This window comes from Protofrankia sp. CiT1 (genome assembly GCF_917627335.1).
Lineage (GTDB): Bacteria > Actinomycetota > Actinomycetes > Frankiales > Frankiaceae > Protofrankia.
Genome location: NZ_CAKJTP010000076.1, coordinates 2,810 through 20,956, shown reverse-complemented (window position 1 = coordinate 20,956; position 18,147 = coordinate 2,810). Strand labels below are relative to the sequence as shown.

At 68.7% G+C, this 18,147-nt stretch carries 12 protein-coding genes and 1 tRNA gene; 10 read left to right on the top strand and 3 right to left on the bottom strand.

The genetic code is table 11. The features are described from left to right. Positions 1-1,042 (bottom strand): serine/threonine-protein kinase (locus tag MJ785_RS13600; protein WP_239381210.1); only part of this gene is annotated, 1,042 nt, incomplete at its 3' end. Positions 1,043-1,253: 211 nt separating this feature from the next. On the opposite strand from MJ785_RS13600, the gene MJ785_RS13595 reads away from it, so the two are divergent. Next, positions 1,254-2,540, top strand: coding sequence for a hypothetical protein (locus tag MJ785_RS13595; RefSeq protein WP_239346079.1), 1,287 nt, complete (start codon positions 1,254-1,256; stop codon positions 2,538-2,540). 389 nt (positions 2,541-2,929) lie between these two features. On the opposite strand, the gene MJ785_RS13590 is transcribed toward MJ785_RS13595, so the two are convergent. Then, on the bottom strand, positions 2,930-3,949 hold the full coding sequence (locus tag MJ785_RS13590) for a nitroreductase family protein (protein ID WP_239373196.1): 1,020 nt from the start codon (positions 3,947-3,949) through the stop codon (positions 2,930-2,932). A 44-nt stretch (positions 3,950-3,993) separates the two neighbouring features. Between MJ785_RS13590 and MJ785_RS13585 the strand changes: the two genes are divergently transcribed. The 5 genes from MJ785_RS13585 (at position 3,994) to cydD (ending at position 11,964) form a co-directional block, all read left to right on the top strand. After that, on the top strand, positions 3,994-4,668 hold the full coding sequence (locus MJ785_RS13585) for a response regulator transcription factor (RefSeq protein ID WP_239307918.1): 675 nt from the start codon (positions 3,994-3,996) through the stop codon (positions 4,666-4,668). 102 nt (positions 4,669-4,770) lie between these two features. Then, on the top strand, positions 4,771-5,640 hold the full coding sequence (locus MJ785_RS13580) for a universal stress protein (protein ID WP_239307919.1): 870 nt from the start codon (positions 4,771-4,773) through the stop codon (positions 5,638-5,640). A gap of 175 nt (positions 5,641-5,815) precedes the next feature. Further along, the gene (locus tag MJ785_RS13575) at positions 5,816-7,234 is read left to right on the top strand and encodes a cytochrome ubiquinol oxidase subunit I (protein ID WP_370652946.1); all 1,419 of its coding nucleotides are present in this window, start codon (positions 5,816-5,818) and stop codon (positions 7,232-7,234) included. An 85-nt stretch (positions 7,235-7,319) separates the two neighbouring features. Beyond that, positions 7,320-8,339 (top strand): cytochrome d ubiquinol oxidase subunit II, encoded by a 1,020-nt coding sequence (gene cydB, locus MJ785_RS13570; RefSeq protein ID WP_239346082.1) that lies wholly within the window; start codon positions 7,320-7,322, stop codon positions 8,337-8,339. A gap of 7 nt (positions 8,340-8,346) precedes the next feature. After that, a complete protein-coding gene (gene cydD / locus MJ785_RS13565; protein WP_239381206.1) occupies positions 8,347-11,964 on the top strand; it encodes a thiol reductant ABC exporter subunit CydD in 3,618 nt (1,205 codons plus the stop codon). Positions 11,965-11,996: 32 nt separating this feature from the next. Here cydD and MJ785_RS13560 read toward each other — a convergent pair whose 3' ends face one another. Beyond that, complete coding sequence (locus MJ785_RS13560) at positions 11,997-13,646, bottom strand: GAF domain-containing protein (RefSeq protein ID WP_239381205.1); 1,650 nt, start codon at positions 13,644-13,646, stop codon at positions 11,997-11,999. Positions 13,647-14,084: 438 nt separating this feature from the next. Between MJ785_RS13560 and glpK the strand changes: the two genes are divergently transcribed. The 4 genes from glpK (at position 14,085) to MJ785_RS13540 (ending at position 18,143) form a co-directional block, all read left to right on the top strand. Then, the gene (glpK, locus tag MJ785_RS13555) at positions 14,085-15,602 is read left to right on the top strand and encodes a glycerol kinase GlpK (protein ID WP_239307924.1); all 1,518 of its coding nucleotides are present in this window, start codon (positions 14,085-14,087) and stop codon (positions 15,600-15,602) included. A 395-nt stretch (positions 15,603-15,997) separates the two neighbouring features. Then, positions 15,998-17,095, top strand: coding sequence for a Rieske 2Fe-2S domain-containing protein (locus tag MJ785_RS13550; RefSeq protein WP_239307925.1), 1,098 nt, complete (start codon positions 15,998-16,000; stop codon positions 17,093-17,095). 249 nt (positions 17,096-17,344) lie between these two features. Next, the gene (locus MJ785_RS13545; RefSeq protein ID WP_239381204.1) at positions 17,345-18,007 is read left to right on the top strand and encodes a hypothetical protein; all 663 of its coding nucleotides are present in this window, start codon (positions 17,345-17,347) and stop codon (positions 18,005-18,007) included. A 63-nt stretch (positions 18,008-18,070) separates the two neighbouring features. Then, positions 18,071-18,143, top strand: a tRNA-Lys gene (locus MJ785_RS13540). The last annotated feature ends 4 nt before the right edge of the window (positions 18,144-18,147 follow it).

Here is an 18,147-nt window from a genome sequence, read left to right as displayed (position 1 = left end):
GCGCTGTCCGGCGGCGGGGCCGCGGTACCATCCGGCCGCCTCGTACGGTGGCCGGCGTGGCCGTGTCGCGGGTGCCCGGGGCGTCGCGGGTGCCCGGGATGTGGTGCGTCGTGGTGCCGCCGAACGTGTTGGCGGGCGCGGGTAACCGCCAGTCGCGCAACACCTGGGTGACCGTTGCCTCGGGGTCGATCTGTGCTGTCGACAGCGGCTCACCGAGCAGGCGCAGCATCAGCTGTTGCGCGGTCGGCCGGGCCGACGGAGCCTTGAGCATCGCGTTCGCGACGATCTCGCGCAGCGGGCTGTCCAGCCCGTCCAGGTTCGGATCCTCGTTCACCGCGCGGAAGAGCAGAGCCTGCGCGCTGCCCTCGCCGAACGGGTAACGGCCGGTTGCCGCAAAGGTGATGAGCCCGCCCCAGGCGAAGATATCCACCGCTGGGGTGACCGGATCGCCCTGAATCTGTTCGGGCGCCATGAACGCGGGGGTGCCGAGCTGCTGGAGGTCCCCGGTGAGGTTGCTGGCGGAGTCCAGCGCGCGGGCGATCCCGAAGTCGATGACCCGGGGACCGAAGGGGGAGAGCACCACGTTGGACGGTTTGAGATCTCGGTGCACGATGCCGGCGCTGTGGATCGCGGTCAGCGCCGCGGCAACGCCGACCGCGAGCTGTTCAAGATTTGCCGCCAGCAGTGGGCCGCTTTCGGAGACGAACTTCGCCAGCGTCCGGCCTTCGATGAACTCGGTGACAAGATATGGCTGCTCGGCGTCGGGCGCCGCGTCGAGCACCTCGGCGGTGCACACCCGGGCCACCCGGCGGGCCGTTTCCGCCTCCAGCCGGAAACGCAGCCGGAACTCATCGTCATCGGCCACGTCGGTACGGATCACCTTGATGGCGACCAGCCGGCCGTTTCCGGTACGCCCGAGGTAGACGGTGCCCATCCCGCCCTGGCCGAGCCTGCCAAGCAGGGTGTAGGAGCCAAGCTGGCTGGGGTCACCCGGGCCCAGCGGGAGAGCCTGCGCGTTCACGGCCGCATCCGGCGCTGCCATTGTTGAACCAACCTCCAGACCGCGTGTTACCTGTGACGCCCTGTCAGATCGGCCCGACCAGCCTAAAGGTACTCCCGTGGTCGTCTCGCTGACTCCCGGCTTTTCTGGTTGAGCGGGCATGACATGCTCATCCCGGCTGCGGTGCCGCGGAGAAGCCGAGTTCCACACACGGGAAGGCTGGGGGATGACAGGGGCGCGACGATTGGTTCCGGTGACCGTCTGTGCGTATGCCGCTGTGATCGCCGTGATTCTCGGGGTGCTGGTGGGCTGCGGTGGTTCGGTTCCGCCCAGGGCAGCCGGGGCATCGGTTCTTCCCGGCACGCCGGTCTGGGGATTCGTCCGGTCGGACGAGGCCGCGTCGCCGTTCGGGGCCGCGCGGACGCCCGCGCCCTTCGTGCAGGCTGGAAGCTGGCAGTCGGCCACAGGCGCCGCCGGCACGGCCACCGCCGGTGCGTCGGCGACAGTGGTCCGGCGGGGCACCGGTCGTTACAAAGTGATCTTTCCTGGCATCGGCGTGCCCGGCGGGCATGGCGTCGCGCTGGCATCCGCGGTCGGTGACCAGCCGGTGAGCTGCCACACCGAAGGGTGGGCGCCGTCGGGTCCCGCCGAGGAGGTGACCCTGGCCTGCCGGTCACCGACCGGGGACTACACCGACTCGCGGTTCACCGCGCTGTTCACGTTCGCACCGGCGTCCTACCGGGCGTCATCGACCTTTCCTGACCCGTACTTCCGCGGGCAGGCGGTGAGCCCGGCTCCCACCGGGGGGCCTGCTTCGCTGCCACCGCCCTACACTTACTTCCGGGATGACGAGCCGGGGCAGGACGTCACCCGGGCGGGCGACTACTACGACGCCGCCGGTTCGGCCACCCCCTTCGAGATCCACCGGATCGGTGTCGGGCACTACTCGATCGACCTGGTCGGGCCGGCCTACTCCGGCCGGGAGGGAAACAACCTCCAGGTCAATGCGATCGGCTCCACACCGGCCGGTTGCAACCCACTCGGCCGGGACGAGAAGACCGACCGGCAGACCATCTTCGTGGGGTGCGCCATCGGGCAGACCTGGACGGACACGCCGTTCGTGCTCGTCTACACCAACCAGCATGCGCTGATCGGGGCCGACACCGTGCTGTTCGGGCACGCCTTCTCCGGCCAGGAGGCCGAGGACACCGGGAGGATCATCCAGCCGCCCCTGGGCATGACAGTAGACGCGTGGGACAGGTATACCGCCAACAGCGCCGGAAAAGTGAACACCGTCCGTCACATCTCGGCGGGCGCGTACGAGGTGACCTTCCCGGCGGCTGGGCGCGCTCCCGACAACGTCGAGGTCATCCCTTATGGTGAGCCGACCCACCGGTGCGCGATCGGCGGATGGAGTTCACCGCGTGGCAGCGCGGCCGGCGACGTGACGGTCTCCGTCTTCTGCGCGGACCCCGCCGGTGCCCGTTCCGACACCCAGTTCAGCCTCGCGTATCTCAGCGCCGCGCTCCTGGCGGCGTGACCGCTGTCCCGGGCGTGACCGCTGTCCCGCGTGACCGTTGCCAGCGGCGATCTGCTCGGCACTACGGCGCGGCGCGGACAGTTCCCCCCGTGAGCTGCCCGGCCGACGGACCCGCAGGTCGGATAGAACCAGATGCCGGGCTGACATACATCGTTTTTTGCTGGGATTGGGGTGCCCGCTCGCACGATTTTCCGGCCGCCTGATCCGGCCGTGTCCCGCCGGACAGGTGATGGACCGTCGATTTCGCTCCCCCGTGATGCGACAGCCCAGAACCCGGTACTGTGGTGAGGTGCCGGCCGTGACATGGCCCCCGGGCTCACCCCAATGTCGCTGCGAGCGACCACGCGCCGAGAGGCGACCTGCGCGGCCGGCACCTTCGCTTAGTGCGTTCATTCGAACCGCAGGATGTCGTCGACCGATCGGCGCGGTGTCGCCTTCAGCGTCTCGGCGTCCGGCAGCGGGTAACCTACCCTGATGATCATTTGGATGTGCCCGAGGCCACCAATCGAGTGCCGCAGCAGCTCCCGGGTCGACTCGAGGTCGACAGCCTGGCCCAGCGGCGACGTGGCGATACCGCGCGCGGTCGCGGTCAGCAGCACCCGTTCCATCGCCTGGCCGGCTCGCAGCCGATCGGCTGGGGTATCGCTGTCGGTACCGATCAGGAGGACCATCGGGCGTTCCACACCGGTCTGTCGCAGCTGTAGGCCGGCTTCGCCGACCACGTTGAAGTCCCGCACCGTGAATTCGGACTGCCGTGGCTGAGCTGAGCTGATCACCACATCACGGGGTATGCCGTCGACCGCATCCGTGCTGGTCCGGCTCCAGGACTCCAGTTCCGCGCGGTAGGCCGGGTCGTGGTTCTCCAGCCAGTCGGCGCGGGCGATCAGCACACTTGTGTCGATGCGCAGGTCCGCGTCGTCCAGGGACACCAGCCACCCCGCCTCCGCCTCGGCCGCGAGCCGCAGCGCCCGCAGGGCGTCCGGTTCCAGCGGGCGCGGGTCGAAGGGCCTGCGGTCGGTGCGCCGATGGCGGGTTGCCGCGAGCAGCGTGGCGTTGTCGGGATCAGCGGGCTGGGTGGCCGCGGCGGGCCTGATGGCGATGGTGGCCAACGGCCCGCCGTCAAGTTCGTCACGCGCATCCGGAAAGATCGTCACCGTGGGGATGAGCCCGGCGGCCCGGATGGCGAGGCGGGCGTGCAGGAGTGCCGCGCCGCAGCTCAGCAGGAGCTGACGACCGTCAGGGTCGGCGATGGTGAGCCGCCGCGAGGTGTCGGCGAGGAGGTCAAGGCCGGTGCTGCCCACTCGCCACCGCCACGGCTGGGTGTTGTGGATCGACGGGGCCAGCCCCGCTGTCTCGACGACCGTGCGGGCGAGGTCCGCGGGTAGAGTGCCGGTGCTAGTCACACACATGACGGTAGGCCCTTCGGTCTGTCATGTCCTGTTGCCGGTCATCCATGGTCGCTAAGGCCTCGTCGGCAGGTATCGTCGGTTCGGTGGAGCCTGTCCGCGTATTCGTTCTCGATGACCACGAGATCGTCCGGCGCGGGATGCGCGAGCTACTGGAAAGCCAGGGCGACATCAAAGTCGTGGGGGAGGCCGGCCTTGTGGCCGAAGCCCTACGGCGCATCCCGGCGCTACGTCCTGACGTCGCCATACTCGACGCCCGCCTGCCTGACGGCAGCGGCATCGATGTGTGCCGCGACATCCGTTCCGGTACACCGGAGGTCCCTTGCCTGATCCTGACATCCCATGACGATGATGAGGCTCTCTTTGCCGCGATCATGGCCGGAGCTGCGGGCTATGTGCTCAAGCAGATCAGAGGGACTGATCTTGTCGGCGCGGTCCGGACCGTGGCATCCGGCCAGTCCATGCTCGACCCGGCGGTCACCCAGCGGGTGCTGACCCGGTTGCGCGACGGCGCGCCCGAAGACCGCCTGCTGTCCGCCCTCAGCGAGCGGGAGCGCCAGATCCTCGCCCTGATCGCCGAGGGGCTGACCAACCGCCAGATCGCCAGCCGGATTCATCTCGCTGAGAAAACTGTCAAGAACAACGTGTCATCCATTCTGGAAAAACTTGGCCTGACCAGCAGGACGCAAGCGGCGGTGTTTGCCACCAAGCTTTCCGGCTGACGGCCCTTTCGGCTGGCTGGCCCGCGCGGGCGGGACTTTCGGTCCCGCGGTCTACCCGAATCGCTCTCGTTCGCGTCGCCGGGCGCTGCGAGCGTGAACGGTGTGGAGACGACATCCGATATCGTGGTGGGAATCGATGCGTCCGTGGATGCCGAGTTGGCGTTGCGCTGGTCCTTGGTGCACGCGGCGTTGATCGGGGTTCGGATACGAGCGGTGCTCGCCTGGGGCCCGGGCGGGCGGCCACGTGTTGTGGACGACATTTCACCGTCGATCGGCGTCGATGATCTCGAACGTGCGGCAATGCAGGTGCTGCACGACGCGGTCCGTCGGACGCATCCCTGTGACCTCGGTGTCGATGTCGTTGAAAGGACGGTTTACGACGCGCCCTCGGACGCTCTCGTCGAGGAGTCCCGGGACGCGTTGATGCTCGTCGTCGGCGCACGCGGGCTTGCCCGGATGCGCCGGATGTTCGTCGGTTCGGTCAGTGCGCGATGTGTCCAGGAAGCTCCCGTTCCGGTGGTGGTCGTACGCGGGCCGGCGCTGTCCCAGCCGGACCGCCGGCCGATCGTCGTCGGTGTGGACGGCTCACGGCCATCCCTGGCGGCGCTGCGCTGGGCCGCGGTCGAGGCGAGGCTGCGCCATGTGCCGTTGCGGGTTTCGCACTGCTGGCAGCCGCAGCCGCCGCCCAACGCCGCCGGGCTCCCCGTGTTCGACGAGGCGGAGCTGGAAAAAGCCGCTGGCATCACTCTTGACACAGCTATTGAACAAGGACTTCCACGCGATACCGAAACTGCCGTCGAGGCGACGCTGATAGCCGCCGCGGCGGCGCACGGCCTGATCGTGGCTGCCCACGCTGCCCAGCTGCTGGTGGTGGGGGCCCGTGGCCATGGCGGGTTCGGTGGCCTGCTGCTCGGTTCGGTCGGCCACCAGGTTATGACGCATGCTCCGTGCCCGGTCGCTGTCATCCGGTAACGGCCAGAGGCTGCGTGACGATGTTTTTCCGCACCGTCGGCGGCCCGCGCCCCCGGCTGGCACAGCGGCCGCCGGCGACGCGCTGATGCTTTCCGCGCCGCCGGCGGCCCAGGTCCCCGGACTACTGGAAGGGAACGCAGATGAGCCAGGAAGAAGTAGGCCAGGAATACGCGGGATGGCAACGGATATGAGCCACGAAACGATAGCGCGCTGGCAGTTTGCGATCACCACGGTCTATCATTTTCTGTTCGTCCCGCTGACAATTGGGCTGTCGCTGCTGGTCGCGGTGATGCAGACGGTGTGGAATCGGACCGGCAACGTCGAATGGCTGCGCCTGACCCGTTTCTGGGGCAAGTTGATGCTCATCAACTTCGCGATGGGGATCGTCACGGGAATCGTCCAGGAGTTCCAGTTCGGGATGAACTGGTCGGACTACTCGCGTTTCGTCGGAGATGTCTTCGGCGCGCCGCTGGCCATGGAAGCGCTGATCGCGTTCTTCCTGGAGTCCACCTTCCTCGGCCTGTGGATCTTCGGCTGGGACCGGTTGCCCAGGAACGTGCACCTCGCCACCATCTGGCTGGCGTCGCTGGGCACGGTCATCAGCGCCTACTTCATCCTGGCGGCCAACTCGTGGATGCAGCACCCGGTCGGCTACCGGATCAACCCCGATACCGGGCACGCGGAACTCACCTCGATCTGGCAGGTGCTCACGAACCCGACCCAGCTGGTCACCTTCCCGCATGTGTTGGCGGCCTCGCTGCTGACGGGCGGAGCCGTGATCGTCGGGTTGTCCTGCTGGCATCTGCGGCGGGGGCACCAGGTGGAGCTGCATGGGCGGGCCGTGCGCCTGGGCCTGGTCGTCTGTGCCGTGGCATCGGTGGGGGTCATGGCGTCCGGGCACTTCCAGGGGCAGGTCATGACCCGCCAGCAGCCGATGAAGATGGCCTCCGCCGAGGCGTTGTGGGAAACCGAGCGGGGCGCCGGCCTTTCCCTGTTCGCCTACGGTGACGTGTCCCACGGCGAGAACAAGATCGATATAAAGCTTCCGCGCCTGTTGTCGTTCATGGCCACCAACAGCTTTTCCGGGACGGTGCAAGGAGTCAACGATGTGCAGGCCGCCGAGGCCGCTCGGTACGGACCGGGCGACTACAGCCCGGTGATGGGCGTCACCTTCTGGAACTTCCGGGCCATGATGGGGCTCGGCGCCGTCTACTTCGGCCTCGCCATGCTCGGGCTGTTCCGGATGCGTGGTGGCCACCTGCCCGGCGGGCGTTATCTCCTGCCGGCGTTCGTGTGGGCGTCGGCCCTGCCGTACCTGGCGAACACCGCTGGCTGGATCTTCACCGAGATGGGGCGCCAGCCGTGGGCCGTTTTCGGTCTGTTGCGCACATCCGACGCGGTGTCACCGGGGGTCTCCACGACAGCGGTGATCGCTACCCTGGCCGGCTTCACGGTCATCTACGGAACGCTGGCCGCGGTCGCACTGCGGCTGTTCCTGCACCATGGCCGGCACGAGATACCGGCGCTGAGCCCGAACGTGACCGTTGGTGGCCGATCACAGCCTGGTGGGGCGCTGCCGTCGCTCGCCTACTGACATCCCGGTACCGCAGACCTGTTGCCTTCAGGGCGCGTGACCACAGCGATGATCGCGTGCCCGTGGGCTGGCTAGGAGTAGGGCGATGCTTGAGGAGTTCTGGTTCGTACTGGTAGCCGTTCTGTGGGTCGGCTTCTTCGTGCTGGAGGGCTTCGACTTCGGTGTGGCCGCGTTGCTGCCGGTGATCGGCGGAAATGACGAGACCGACCGGCGAGCGGTGCTCGGCACCATCGGCCCGGTGTGGGACGCCAACGAGGTCTGGCTGCTCACCGCGGGCGGGGCGATGTTCGCGGCGTTCCCGGAGTGGTACGCGAGCCTGTTCAGTGGCATGTACCTTGCGCTGTTCCTCGTCCTGTTCTCGTTGATCATCCGGGGGGTTTCGCTGGAGTACCGCGGCAAGGCCAGCAGCGCGGCGGGGCGGGCCTGGTGCGACCGGGGGATCGTGATCGGGGGAGCGCTGCCGGCGCTGCTGTTCGGGGTCGCTTTCGCCAACATGGTGCGCGGTCTGGAGATGACCCCGGAACATGACGTGACGGGTGGCTTTCTCGCCCTGCTGAACCCCTACGCCCTGCTTGGCGGGGTGACGATGTTGTTGCTGTGCGTTCTGCACGGCGCGGTGTTCCTGACGCTCAAGACCCGTGGCGCGGTACGCAGCCGCGCCCGTAACGTCACCCGGAGCCTGGCCGCACCGACGTTGGTCGCCTTCGCCGCCTTTGTTGTCTGGACGGTCGCCGTCCGGGGCGGCATCGCCGGGGCGGCGGTCGGGGCCGCGGCTCTGCTCGCGCTGGGTTTCGCCGTCCTGGCCTGGTTCGGCGAACGGGACGGCCTTGCGTTCGCCGGTACCGCCGGCGCGATGGCCCTGCTGGTGGCGAGCTGGTTCGCCGCGCTCTACCCGGATGTCCTGCCGGCCCGCGGCATGCCCGACAACAGCCTGACCATCAACGCCGCGGCGTCCGGGCACTACACACTCACCGTCATGACATGGGTGGCCGTGCTGTTCACGCCGGTAGTCCTTGGTTACCAGGCGTGGTCGTACTGGATCTTCCGGCGGCGGCTGGTCGGAGCGGATCTGGCGGATCTGGCTGGATCCCATGAGACCGGTTGATCCACGGTTGCTTCGTACCGTACCGGCGCTGCGTCTCTACCTGGTGCGGTTCGGGGTACTGGCGGTCGCCTCGGCCGTCCTGGTGGTGATCCAGGCGACGGTGTTGGCTGATCTTGTGCTCGCGGGCCAGGAACCGCTGGCTGGCCGGGGCGGCGGTGCCGGTCCCAGTGTTGGTTTTGGTGCCGGTTCCAGAGCCGCGGTCATGGTTCTCATCGCGGTCGTGGCCGCCCGGACGGTGCTGCTCTGGGTGTCTGAGCGGACCGCGCAGCGGACCGCCCCCGCGGTGTCAGCGGAGCTGCGTGCCGCCATGCTCGGGGCGGTCGTCGAACAGCTCGCCGTCGAACAGCCGGCCGTCGAACAGCCGGCCCGCGGTCATCGCGGCGGCGAGCGGGACCGGGACGGCGGATCGGGGGCGCTCGCGGTCATCGCGGGCGCCGGCCTCGACGGTATGGAGGCCTATCTCACCCGCTTTCTACCGGCCCTGGTGATGGTGGTGGTTGTCCCGCCGTTCGTGCTGATCCGGATCGCCGGTGCGGATCTCACCTCCGCGGTCATGCTCGCTGTCGCCCTGCCGCTGGTCCCGGCCTTCATGGTCCTGGTGGGGCTTGCCACCCGGAGCAGAACCGACCAGCAGTGGGCGGTGCTCGGGCGGCTGTCCGGGCATTTTCTCGACGTGGTCGAGGGACTGGCGACGCTGAAGATCTTCAATCGGGCGAAAGCCCAGGTGGAGGTGATCCGCCGGATCACCGATGCCTACCGGGAACAGACCATGGTGGCGCTGCGCTGGGCGTTCCTGTCCTCGTTCGTGCTGGAGCTGCTGGCGACCCTGTCGGTGGCGCTGGTCGCGGTGTCCGTCGGCCTGCGGTTGGTGTCGGGTTCGCTGGACCTGCGTACCGGACTGCTCGCGCTGCTGCTCGCCCCGGAAGTCTACCTGCCGCTGCGGCAGGTGGGGATGCAGTATCACGCGACCGTTTCCGGCCTGACCGCGGCTGGCACGGCCCTCGACGCGATCGACGCCGCGCCCACCGGTGCCGGCGCCGCCGTTCATACCGGTGCTGATACCGGTGCCGGTAACAGCACCGGCGTGGCCGGCCGGCGGCCGCTTCCCGTGCCGGTTCGGTTCGACGCGCTGCGGCTGGACGGGGTGCGGCTGCGCCATGCGGGGCGCGTCGACCTGACCATTCGTCGTGGCGAGATCGTCGCGCTGGTCGGGCCGAGCGGCGCGGGCAAGAGCACGCTGCTGGCACTGCTGCGCGGGGCACTGGCCCCGGCGCGGGGCCGGGTGCTGGTGGACGGGACCGACCTTGCGGACCTCGACCCGGCCGCCTGGCGGGCCCGGATCGCCTGGCTGCCGCAGCGCCCGCATGCCGTCTGCGGTGGCACGGTCGCTGACGAGATCCGGCTGGGGCGGCCCGGTGCCACTGCCGCCGAGATCACCGCGGCGCTGACGGCCGCGGGGGCGCCAGCGGCGGACCGCGTTGTGGGCGAGGACGGTGGGGAGCTGTCAGCCGGCGAGCTGCGGCGGGTGGCGCTGGCCCGCGTGCTGGTCCGCGACGCGGCCTTGGTGCTGCTCGACGAGCCGGGCGAAAGCCTGGACGCCGCGGCGGAGGAGCACGTGGCCATGGCCGTCGCGGCGCTGCGGGGACGCGCGACGGTGGTGCTCGTGGCACACTCCGACATGCTCGCCGGAGTCGCTGACCGGGTTGTCACGGTTTCGGCGGGGCAGGTGGTCGACGACCGGACGGTGGCTCCCGCGCCGGTCCGCCCGCGGGCCGCGCGCCTCGCCGGCTCCGGCACGCGCCTCGCCAGCTCCGGCGTGGTCCCAGCCGTGCTCCCAGCCGCGGCCCCCGGCGCGGTCGTGGGCCGGCCGGCGGCCATCCAGCTACGCGATCGTTCAGTGGCGGTGGCACCAGCCGTTCCGCTCCCGGGCCCGCCGCCCGCCTCGCCACGGCGGGCATTCATGCTGTTCGCCTCGGCGTGGCGACGGCTCGCGCTCGGCATCATCGCCGGGGCGGCCGCGTTGGGATGCGGCATCGGCCTGACCGCCACGTCCGCCTGGCTGATCGTCCGGGCAGCCCAGCGTCCACCGGTGCTCACACTGATGGTCGCCGTCGTCGCCGTGCGCGCCTTCGGGCTCGGCCGGCCGGTCTTTCGCTACGTCGAGCGGCTCGCCAGCCATGACGCGGCCCTGCGCGGGCTGGCACGGCTGCGCGCGGAGGTGTTCACGCGGCTGGTCCCGCTGGCTCCCGCGGGTCTTGGCACCCATCGGCGCGGGGACCTGCTGCGCCGTTTCACCGCGGATGTCGACGGGGTCGGGGAGTCGTTGCTGCGGGGTGTGGGCCCGACCGCGTCGGCGGCGCTCGCCTGCGCCGGAGCGGTGATCGGGGTCGGTGTGCTGCTGCCGGCCGCGGGTGCCGTCCTCGCTGTCGGGCTTGCCGTGGCCGCGCTGCTCGCCGGGCCGGTGACCGCCCGGTACACCCGCGGGACGGTCACGGCCACCGCGTTGGCGCGGGCCCGCCGGGACACCGAGATCGTGTCGCTGCTCGAGGGGCTGGCGGAGTTCGTCGCGTTCGGCGCGGTCCGCTCCCGGCTGGCCCGCCTGCGCCGTCGCGACCAGGAGATACAGCGGCTGGTCGAGTCATGGCGCGGGTCACCGGCGTGGGGGACCGCGACCGGTTCGCTTGCCGCTGGACTCACCCTGACCGCGGTCAGCGTCGTCGGGCTTGCCGCGGTGCACCGCGCGACGCTGTCGCCGGTCATGCTCGCCGTGATCGTGCTCACCACGATCGTGGCTTTCGAGCCGCTGGCGGGCCTCACCAGTGCCTTCGCGGCGCTCGCCGATGCCCGCCACGCCGCCGGCCGGGTCTTCGCCGTCCTCGACCGCGAGCCACCGGTCAGCGAGCCCATCCGGCCCCGCCCGCTGCCGGACGGGCCGCTCGACGTCCGGATGACCGGTGTCCACCTGCGTTACGGCCCGGACAGCCCGCTGGTGCTCGACGGGTTCGACCTGTACCTGCCGGCCGGTGGCCGGGTCGCGCTTGTCGGGGCCAGCGGCGTGGGCAAGAGCAGCGTCGTCGACCTGCTGCTGCGTTTCCGTGATCCGCAGGCGGGCCGGGTGCTCGTCGGCGGTGTGGACATCCGGGACGTCAGAACCGATGAGCTGTATCGACGGGTCACCGGGATGACGCAGGACGCGCACGTGTTCGACGCGACACTGCGGGAGAACCTTCTGATCGCCCATACCGGGGCGGCCGACGCGGAGCTCACCGGTGTGCTTGCCCGGGTGGGCCTCGCGGACTGGGTCGCGGGGCTGCCTGACGGCCTCGCGACCAGGGTCGGAGCGGACGGCGAGCGGATGTCCGGCGGCCAGCGCCAGCGGCTTCTGCTCGCTCGCGCGCTGCTCGCCGACCCGCGGGTGCTCGTCCTCGACGAACCGACCGCGCATCTCGACCCGGTGACCGAGGCCGCGGTGATGCGCACGATCCTGGACGTGACCCGCGGCCGGACGCTCCTGCTCATCACCCACCGGACCAGCGGTTTCGACGAGCTGGACGCGGTGGTGGAACTGGCGGGCGGCACCGGCACGCTCACTGGCGGGATGTCCGGCCTGCGCTCGGTAGCCTGACCCCGCCCCCGCCCCCGCCCCCGCCCACCGGGTCAGGCGTGCCGACCCGGTGGGCGGGTCAGGGCGGACCAGGACAGCCGGGTACCGGCGGACGCGGGGGAGAACACGAGGAACCTGCCCCCCAGTTCTTCGGCCCGGCTGCGCATGTTGGCCAGCCCGCTGCCGCCGCCGCTGCCAGGGCCATCCGGATCCACTCCGCCCAGCCCGTTGTCGATCACATCGATCCGTACCTCGCCGTCGGTGGACCAGACCGTCACGTTCACCTGTGTCGCTCGCGCATGCCGGGCGACGTTTGACAGGGCCTCCCGCAGTACGGCTACCAGGTGCTCCCCGACGCCCTCGCAGACCGAGGAGTCCAACGGCCCCTCGAACCGCAGGTGCGGCGCGAACCCGAGGGCCGCGGTGGCATCGTCGACGACATCAAGGAGCTGTCCACGCAGGCTCGGGGCGTTGTCCCGGCCGCGGCGGCGCAGCTGGAAGATCGTTGTCCGGATCTGGCTGATGGTCTCGTCCAGGTCCTCGATATAGGAGGCCAGCCGTTCGGACTGGTCGTCGGTTGCCTCGCCCCGTGCGGCCATGCCCTGTAGCCCGATCGCCGTGGCGAAGATCCGTTGGATGACGTGATCGTGCAGGTCACGGGCGATCCGGTCGCGTTCCTCCAGAACGGCTATGCGGTCGCGGTCGGCACGGGCCTGGGCCAGTTCGAGTTCCAGCGCGATATGGCCGGCGAACCCCGAGGCCATGTCGATGTCGGCATCGGTGAACAGCCGGCCGTTGTGCTGCCGGCCGAGGACGAGCGCGCCGACGCTCTCCTCCGAGGCGATCAGTGGAATAACCATCAGCGGGCCGTTGTGCCCGGCCAGCGGATCCGACGCGGGAACGATCGCGCCGACCAGCCCGTCAGGATGTCTGCCGGTCGCGACCTCCACGATGAGTTCCTCGGGCGATGCCCGCGGGAGCAGGATGGCGGAGAAGTCGGCCGCGGCGACTTCCTGGGCCCTACGCGCGATCAGTCCCAGTGGGTTCGGGCCTTCGGCCAGGAGATGGCGGGTGATGTCGGCGGACGCCTGCAACCACCGCTGCCGGCGTTGGGACTCCTCGAAAAGGCGCGCGTTCTCAATGGCGACGCCAGCGCTCGCCGCCAGCGCCTGGACGAGTTCCTCATCCTCGGCGGTGAAGCGCGACGCGTTCTGTTTGTCCGTCAGGTAGAGATTGCCGAAGACCTTGGTGCCGATACGGATCGGAACGCCGAGGAAACTGTGCATGGGCGGATGCCCAGGAGGGAATCCGTCCGCTCGGTGATCGGCGGTGATGTCGTCGAGCCGCAGTGGGTAGGGCTCCCGGATGAGCAGGCCGAGAATGCCCTTTCCGCGCGGAAGATCACCAATTCGGCGAACCATGCTCTCGTCGAAGCCGACATGGATGAACTGCTCCAGGTTCTGGTCACGGGCAATCACGCCGAGCGCTCCGTAGCGAGCGTCGACAAGATCACAGGCTGCTTCGACAATACGGGTGAGCACAACGGGCAGGCTCAGGTCGGAGGCGACCATCCGGCTCGCGCGCAGCAGACCGCGTAAGCGGCTTTGCGTGATGATCAGGTCTTTCGCCCGATCAACCCGATGGGTAACGAAATCGTCGCCGTACGGTTGCCCGGCGTTCCCGCTGTCGGTCTCCACTTCCATGATGATCTAAACGTAGTACGGCTGGCCGTCTGTTGATCCGTCAGTCGGGCAACGTCGCGCGAATCATCCCGGCCACCCCGGCTGACCTTCGGGAACGGCCTTGACGGCCGGCTGGTCCGTGCTTCCAGGTGATTTCTTTCACCGCTGGCCGAATTCTCCGTCGGCGCTGCCATCGAATTGTTACACTCTGGCGCCCGCGGGGCCAGGTCGGAAATAGCCGGGACGGGCCTCCGTGGCCTGGTGAATTTTCCCAAATCGAGGTGAAAAGATGGGTCGCTTTTCGCTGGTCGGGAGGTGAGTACCGGCTGAGGGCCGTCAGTCGGCAGGCTCGCGGACGGACCGCGGCCAGGCGGATCGTTTGCTGCACGGGCCGTCGGCACGTGGTTCTCTTCCTCATGTCGTGGGAAACGGCCACCGGCCGGCAGGAGGAAGCGGACGATGAACGACTTCGTCGGAGCGGTCGATCAGGGCACCACCAGTACTCGTTTCATGATTTTTGATCATGATGGCAACGAGGCCGGGCGCCACCAGCTGGAGCACCAGCAGATTCTGCCGTGCTCCGGCTGGGTCGAACATAATCCCGTCGAGATCTGGGAACGTACCGCGGTGGTCATCCAGTCGGCCATGGCCAGCGCTCACCTGGGGGCATCCGACCTGGTGGCGCTCGGCGTCACCAACCAGCGGGAGACCACGGTGGTGTGGGATCCGCACACCGGCCGGCCCTATTACAACGCGATCGTCTGGCAGGACACCCGGACCGACCGGCTCGCGTCGGCGCTGACCCGGGATGGCCGCGGGAAGATCATCCAGAGTAAGGCTGGCCTGCCGCCCGCGACCTATTTTTCCGCAGCCAAGATCCAGTGGATCCTCGACAACGTCGAAGGGGTCCGCCGGGCCGCGGAGCGCGGCGATGCCGTGTTCGGCACCATGGACAGCTGGCTGCTGTGGAACCTCACCGGTGGCCCGCGTGGTGGGGTGCACGTGACCGATGTGACCAACGCCAGCCGCACCATGCTGATGAACCTCCAGACCCTCGACTGGGACGACGAGCTGCTGTCGTTTTTCGACATCCCGCGGGCCATGCTCCCGGCGATCCGGTCGTCATCCGAGCCGGCCGGTTACGGGACGACCACCGGGGCCGGGCCGCTGGGCGGCGAGGTGGCGTTGACCGGTGCTCTCGGCGACCAGCACGCGGCGACCGTCGGTCAGGTGTGCTTCGCCGCCGGGCAGGCCAAGAACACCTATGGCACAGGCAACTTTCTGCTACTGAACACCGGGACACGGGCGGTGTGGTCCGGCAACGGCCTGCTCACCACGGTCGGTTACCGGTTCGGTGACCAGGACCCGGTGTACGCGCTGGAAGGCTCGATCGCGGTCACCGGCTCGGCGGTGCAGTGGCTGCGAGACAACCTGGGCATCATCGCCAGCGCGGCACAGAGCGAGGAACTCGCCCGGCAGGTGCCCGACAGCGCTGGCATCTACTTCGTCCCGGCCTTCTCCGGGCTGTTCGCGCCGTACTGGCGGTCGGACGCGCGTGGAGCGCTGGTGGGCCTGTCGCGCTTCCACACCAGCGCCCATCTGGCCCGCGCCACGCTTGAGGCGATCTGTTACTCGAGCCGCGACCTGGCCGAGGCGATGGGGAAGGAGTCGGGGGTCACATTCGACATCCTGCGGGTCGACGGCGGCGTGACAGCCAACGATCTGTGCATGCAGACGCAGGCGGACATCCTCGGCATCCCGGTCAGCCGGCCGGTGATCGCGGAGACGACGGCCCTGGGCGCGGCCTACGCGGCCGGTCTTGCGGTGAACTTCTGGAAGGGCACCGATGAACTCGCCGCGCACTGGCGCGAGGATCGCCGATGGGAACCCGAGTGGTCGGCGGATCGGCGCGAAAGCGGTTACGCGGGCTGGCGCAAGGCGGTTGAACGCACCTTGAACTGGGTGGATGTAGGCTGAGCCACCAGCAGTGTTTCCTGGACCGAGAAAAAGTGGAAATTCACGCACCGCCCAACGGTTGAAATAACTGGGCGGTGAAGGGCTGTCCGGCCGCCGTGGAAAAGTGGTAGCCTACGCCACGGGAAACACTTCACCGCATCGGTATGGCGTTTGTAACAGCGTGATTCAGCCGACTGCGCCCGCCCGAAACATTGTCGTTACCGTGTTTCCTGACTGGCGGGCTCTGCTTGTTCTTTCGGTCACGCGGTGGACTTGGTGAGATCTGGTGTGGTTCGCGTGCTAACGTCGATCATGTGTTGCCGCGCCGAGCGGCCGGCCAGCCGGCAGTGTCATCAGTTATATCTCGGCCATGGCCCGCATACTTGCCCTGAAGAAGTAGGACTCCCGGAGGACCCGTGTCGAAGTCGAAATGGCAGAGACAACTCAAGGAATATGACAGACGGCTCCTCAAGGACCAGTCCACGAACGAGGAGCAGCGGACCGACTACCCGCTGGGCTGGTATTTCGCCCGGTTCAGCGAAGACCTTCTTCCCGGTCAGGTCGTCCCGGTGGAGTTCATGTCTCACCAGTTCGCGCTCTTTCGGGGGAAGGACGGCGACGTTGGCATGATCGACAGTCAGTGCTGCCACATGGGCGCTGACCTTGCCCGCTGCGGTACTGTCGTCGAGAATCGGATCAAGTGCGGCTACCACGCCTGGGAGTTCGGGCCGGATGGGGGCTGCGAGGTCATCCCCGGGCTGGAGCGTTCGAAGATCCCCCCGCGGGCAGGCCAGCGGTCGATCCCTGTTCGCGAACACGCCGGTAACATCTGGTTCTGGTACGGCCCGGCGCCCGCCGGTGATTTCACGGAGGTCTCCTATGCCGACTCCAAGAAGTACCTGAACCTCAAGGGCCAGGTCTACATCGCGCACGGAAAACTCCTGCCAGTCGCGGAGCACGTCGCCGATATCTACCATTTCCCGAATGCGCACAAGGGCACCGGACGCCTTGAGTACGCGGTTATGGTGAACAAGGAGGACCGTCTCGAGTACCAGCTCCGGCCAGCTGACGCCGCCAGCCGGAACAAGGTCCAGCGATGGTTCAGACCGTTCGCGTTCATCGAGATGATCGGCCCGGCCGCAGCCATCTACCGGACGCAGAAGGACGCCACGGTCGATCGCTCCGGACCGATGCTGACAATGGTCCTCGGCGGCACGCCGATTCGGGACGACCTTACGATTTTCACCTGGCGGGTCGTGGTGCGTAAGATCGGCACTGGGCCGCTGTTCGCTCCGCTCAACCACGCGCTCGCCCGTATAATGTGGCTCACTGTCCGGCGGAACGCCTATGCCGACATGGACGTCCTGAAATGGCTGCGGATGCCCGAGAAGACCCTCTGGGTGAAACCGGACGGCCCGTCCGTGCGTGAGTTCCGCAGTTTCTTCAACCGTGGCATCGTGCCGGGCTGGCGTTTCGGCGATCCCATGCCCGAGGAGTCCGCCGCGGGCGCGTAGACGCGTAGCAGAGACGTCTTCGGCCGCGATCTTCGGCGTGAGCCTGAGCGTCTTCAGCGTGGGGCACGGGCGGGACACGGCGCCAGGTCGCCCGCAGCGCGAACCTGGCGCCGCCGACGAGATGACATCCGGTCCGTGGTATGGCCGGCCGGGCCGGTCACGGCTCATCTGCGGCATGCGCTAAAGTCCACCCATCATGGCCATGGGGGATGCATGCTGAGGTTTTGCTTTTTCATCGTTTGTATCATCATGCTTGCCGGAATTGTCGGGCTGGTGCGCGGACATCTTCACCGGGTGCGTGTTCACAACCGCCGTACCGCCGGATTCATCACCGGAGCGAGTTTCCTGTGCCTGCTCGTACTCGCGGCGGCCGGGAACAACTACGATTCGGCCGCGGTCACGTCGCTGGCGGTGTCGAGCTTGCGGAGCCCGTCCGTCAGCCCGTCCGGGTCATCGATTCCGTCCCCGGCCACGAGCCCGTCGGCCACTGTCGGGTTGCCTGTCGGCGAGGCCGTCGCAGCTGGGCCGGTGACACCGACGGCCGGCGAGATCCCGCCGGCCCCGCAACCGGCCGTAGCGGTCGCGACGACGTCCGCTGCCGCGTCCGCAGCCGGGAAGGCCGCCACGGCCCCGACTACACATCCGGTATCCCGAACATCGGCCCAGGCTGCGGCCCAGCCTCCCGCGGCTGCGCCCGCACCGCGGCCGGCGACGACCGTGGCGGCCGCACCGGCGCGCAACTGTGACCCCGCGTATCCGGATGTCTGTCTACAGGACGGGATCGGCGACTACGACTGTGCCGGCGGCTCGGGCGATGGCCCCAACTACGTGCGCGGCCCGCTTCGGGTGCTGGCACCCGACCCGTTCAGGCTTGACAGCGATCATGATGGCACCGGCTGCGAGAAGGGTTGAGACCACCTGCGGGCCTCGATCCCTTCCGGACCTGATACATTCGGTTCCGTCGCAAGGCGACACGCGCCGCTAGCTCAATTGGCAGAGCAGCAGACTCTTAATCTGCGGGTTCGGGGTTCAAGTCCCTGGCGGCGCACCCA

Excerpts from the sequence above, each read along its gene's own strand:
- glpK (WP_239307924.1), top strand. The coding sequence starts at position 14,085 with ATGAACGACTTCGTCGGAGCGGTCGATCAGGGCACCACCAGTACTCGT.
- cydB (WP_239346082.1), top strand. The coding sequence starts at position 7,320 with ATGCTTGAGGAGTTCTGGTTCGTACTGGTAGCCGTTCTGTGGGTCGGC.
- MJ785_RS13585 (WP_239307918.1), top strand. The coding sequence starts at position 3,994 with ATGGTCGCTAAGGCCTCGTCGGCAGGTATCGTCGGTTCGGTGGAGCCT.
- MJ785_RS13560 (WP_239381205.1), bottom strand. The coding sequence starts at position 13,646 with ATGGAAGTGGAGACCGACAGCGGGAACGCCGGGCAACCGTACGGCGAC.
- MJ785_RS13545 (WP_239381204.1), top strand. The coding sequence starts at position 17,345 with ATGCTTGCCGGAATTGTCGGGCTGGTGCGCGGACATCTTCACCGGGTG.
- MJ785_RS13575 (WP_370652946.1), top strand. The coding sequence starts at position 5,816 with ATGGCAACGGATATGAGCCACGAAACGATAGCGCGCTGGCAGTTTGCG.
- MJ785_RS13590 (WP_239373196.1), bottom strand. The coding sequence starts at position 3,949 with ATGTGTGTGACTAGCACCGGCACTCTACCCGCGGACCTCGCCCGCACG.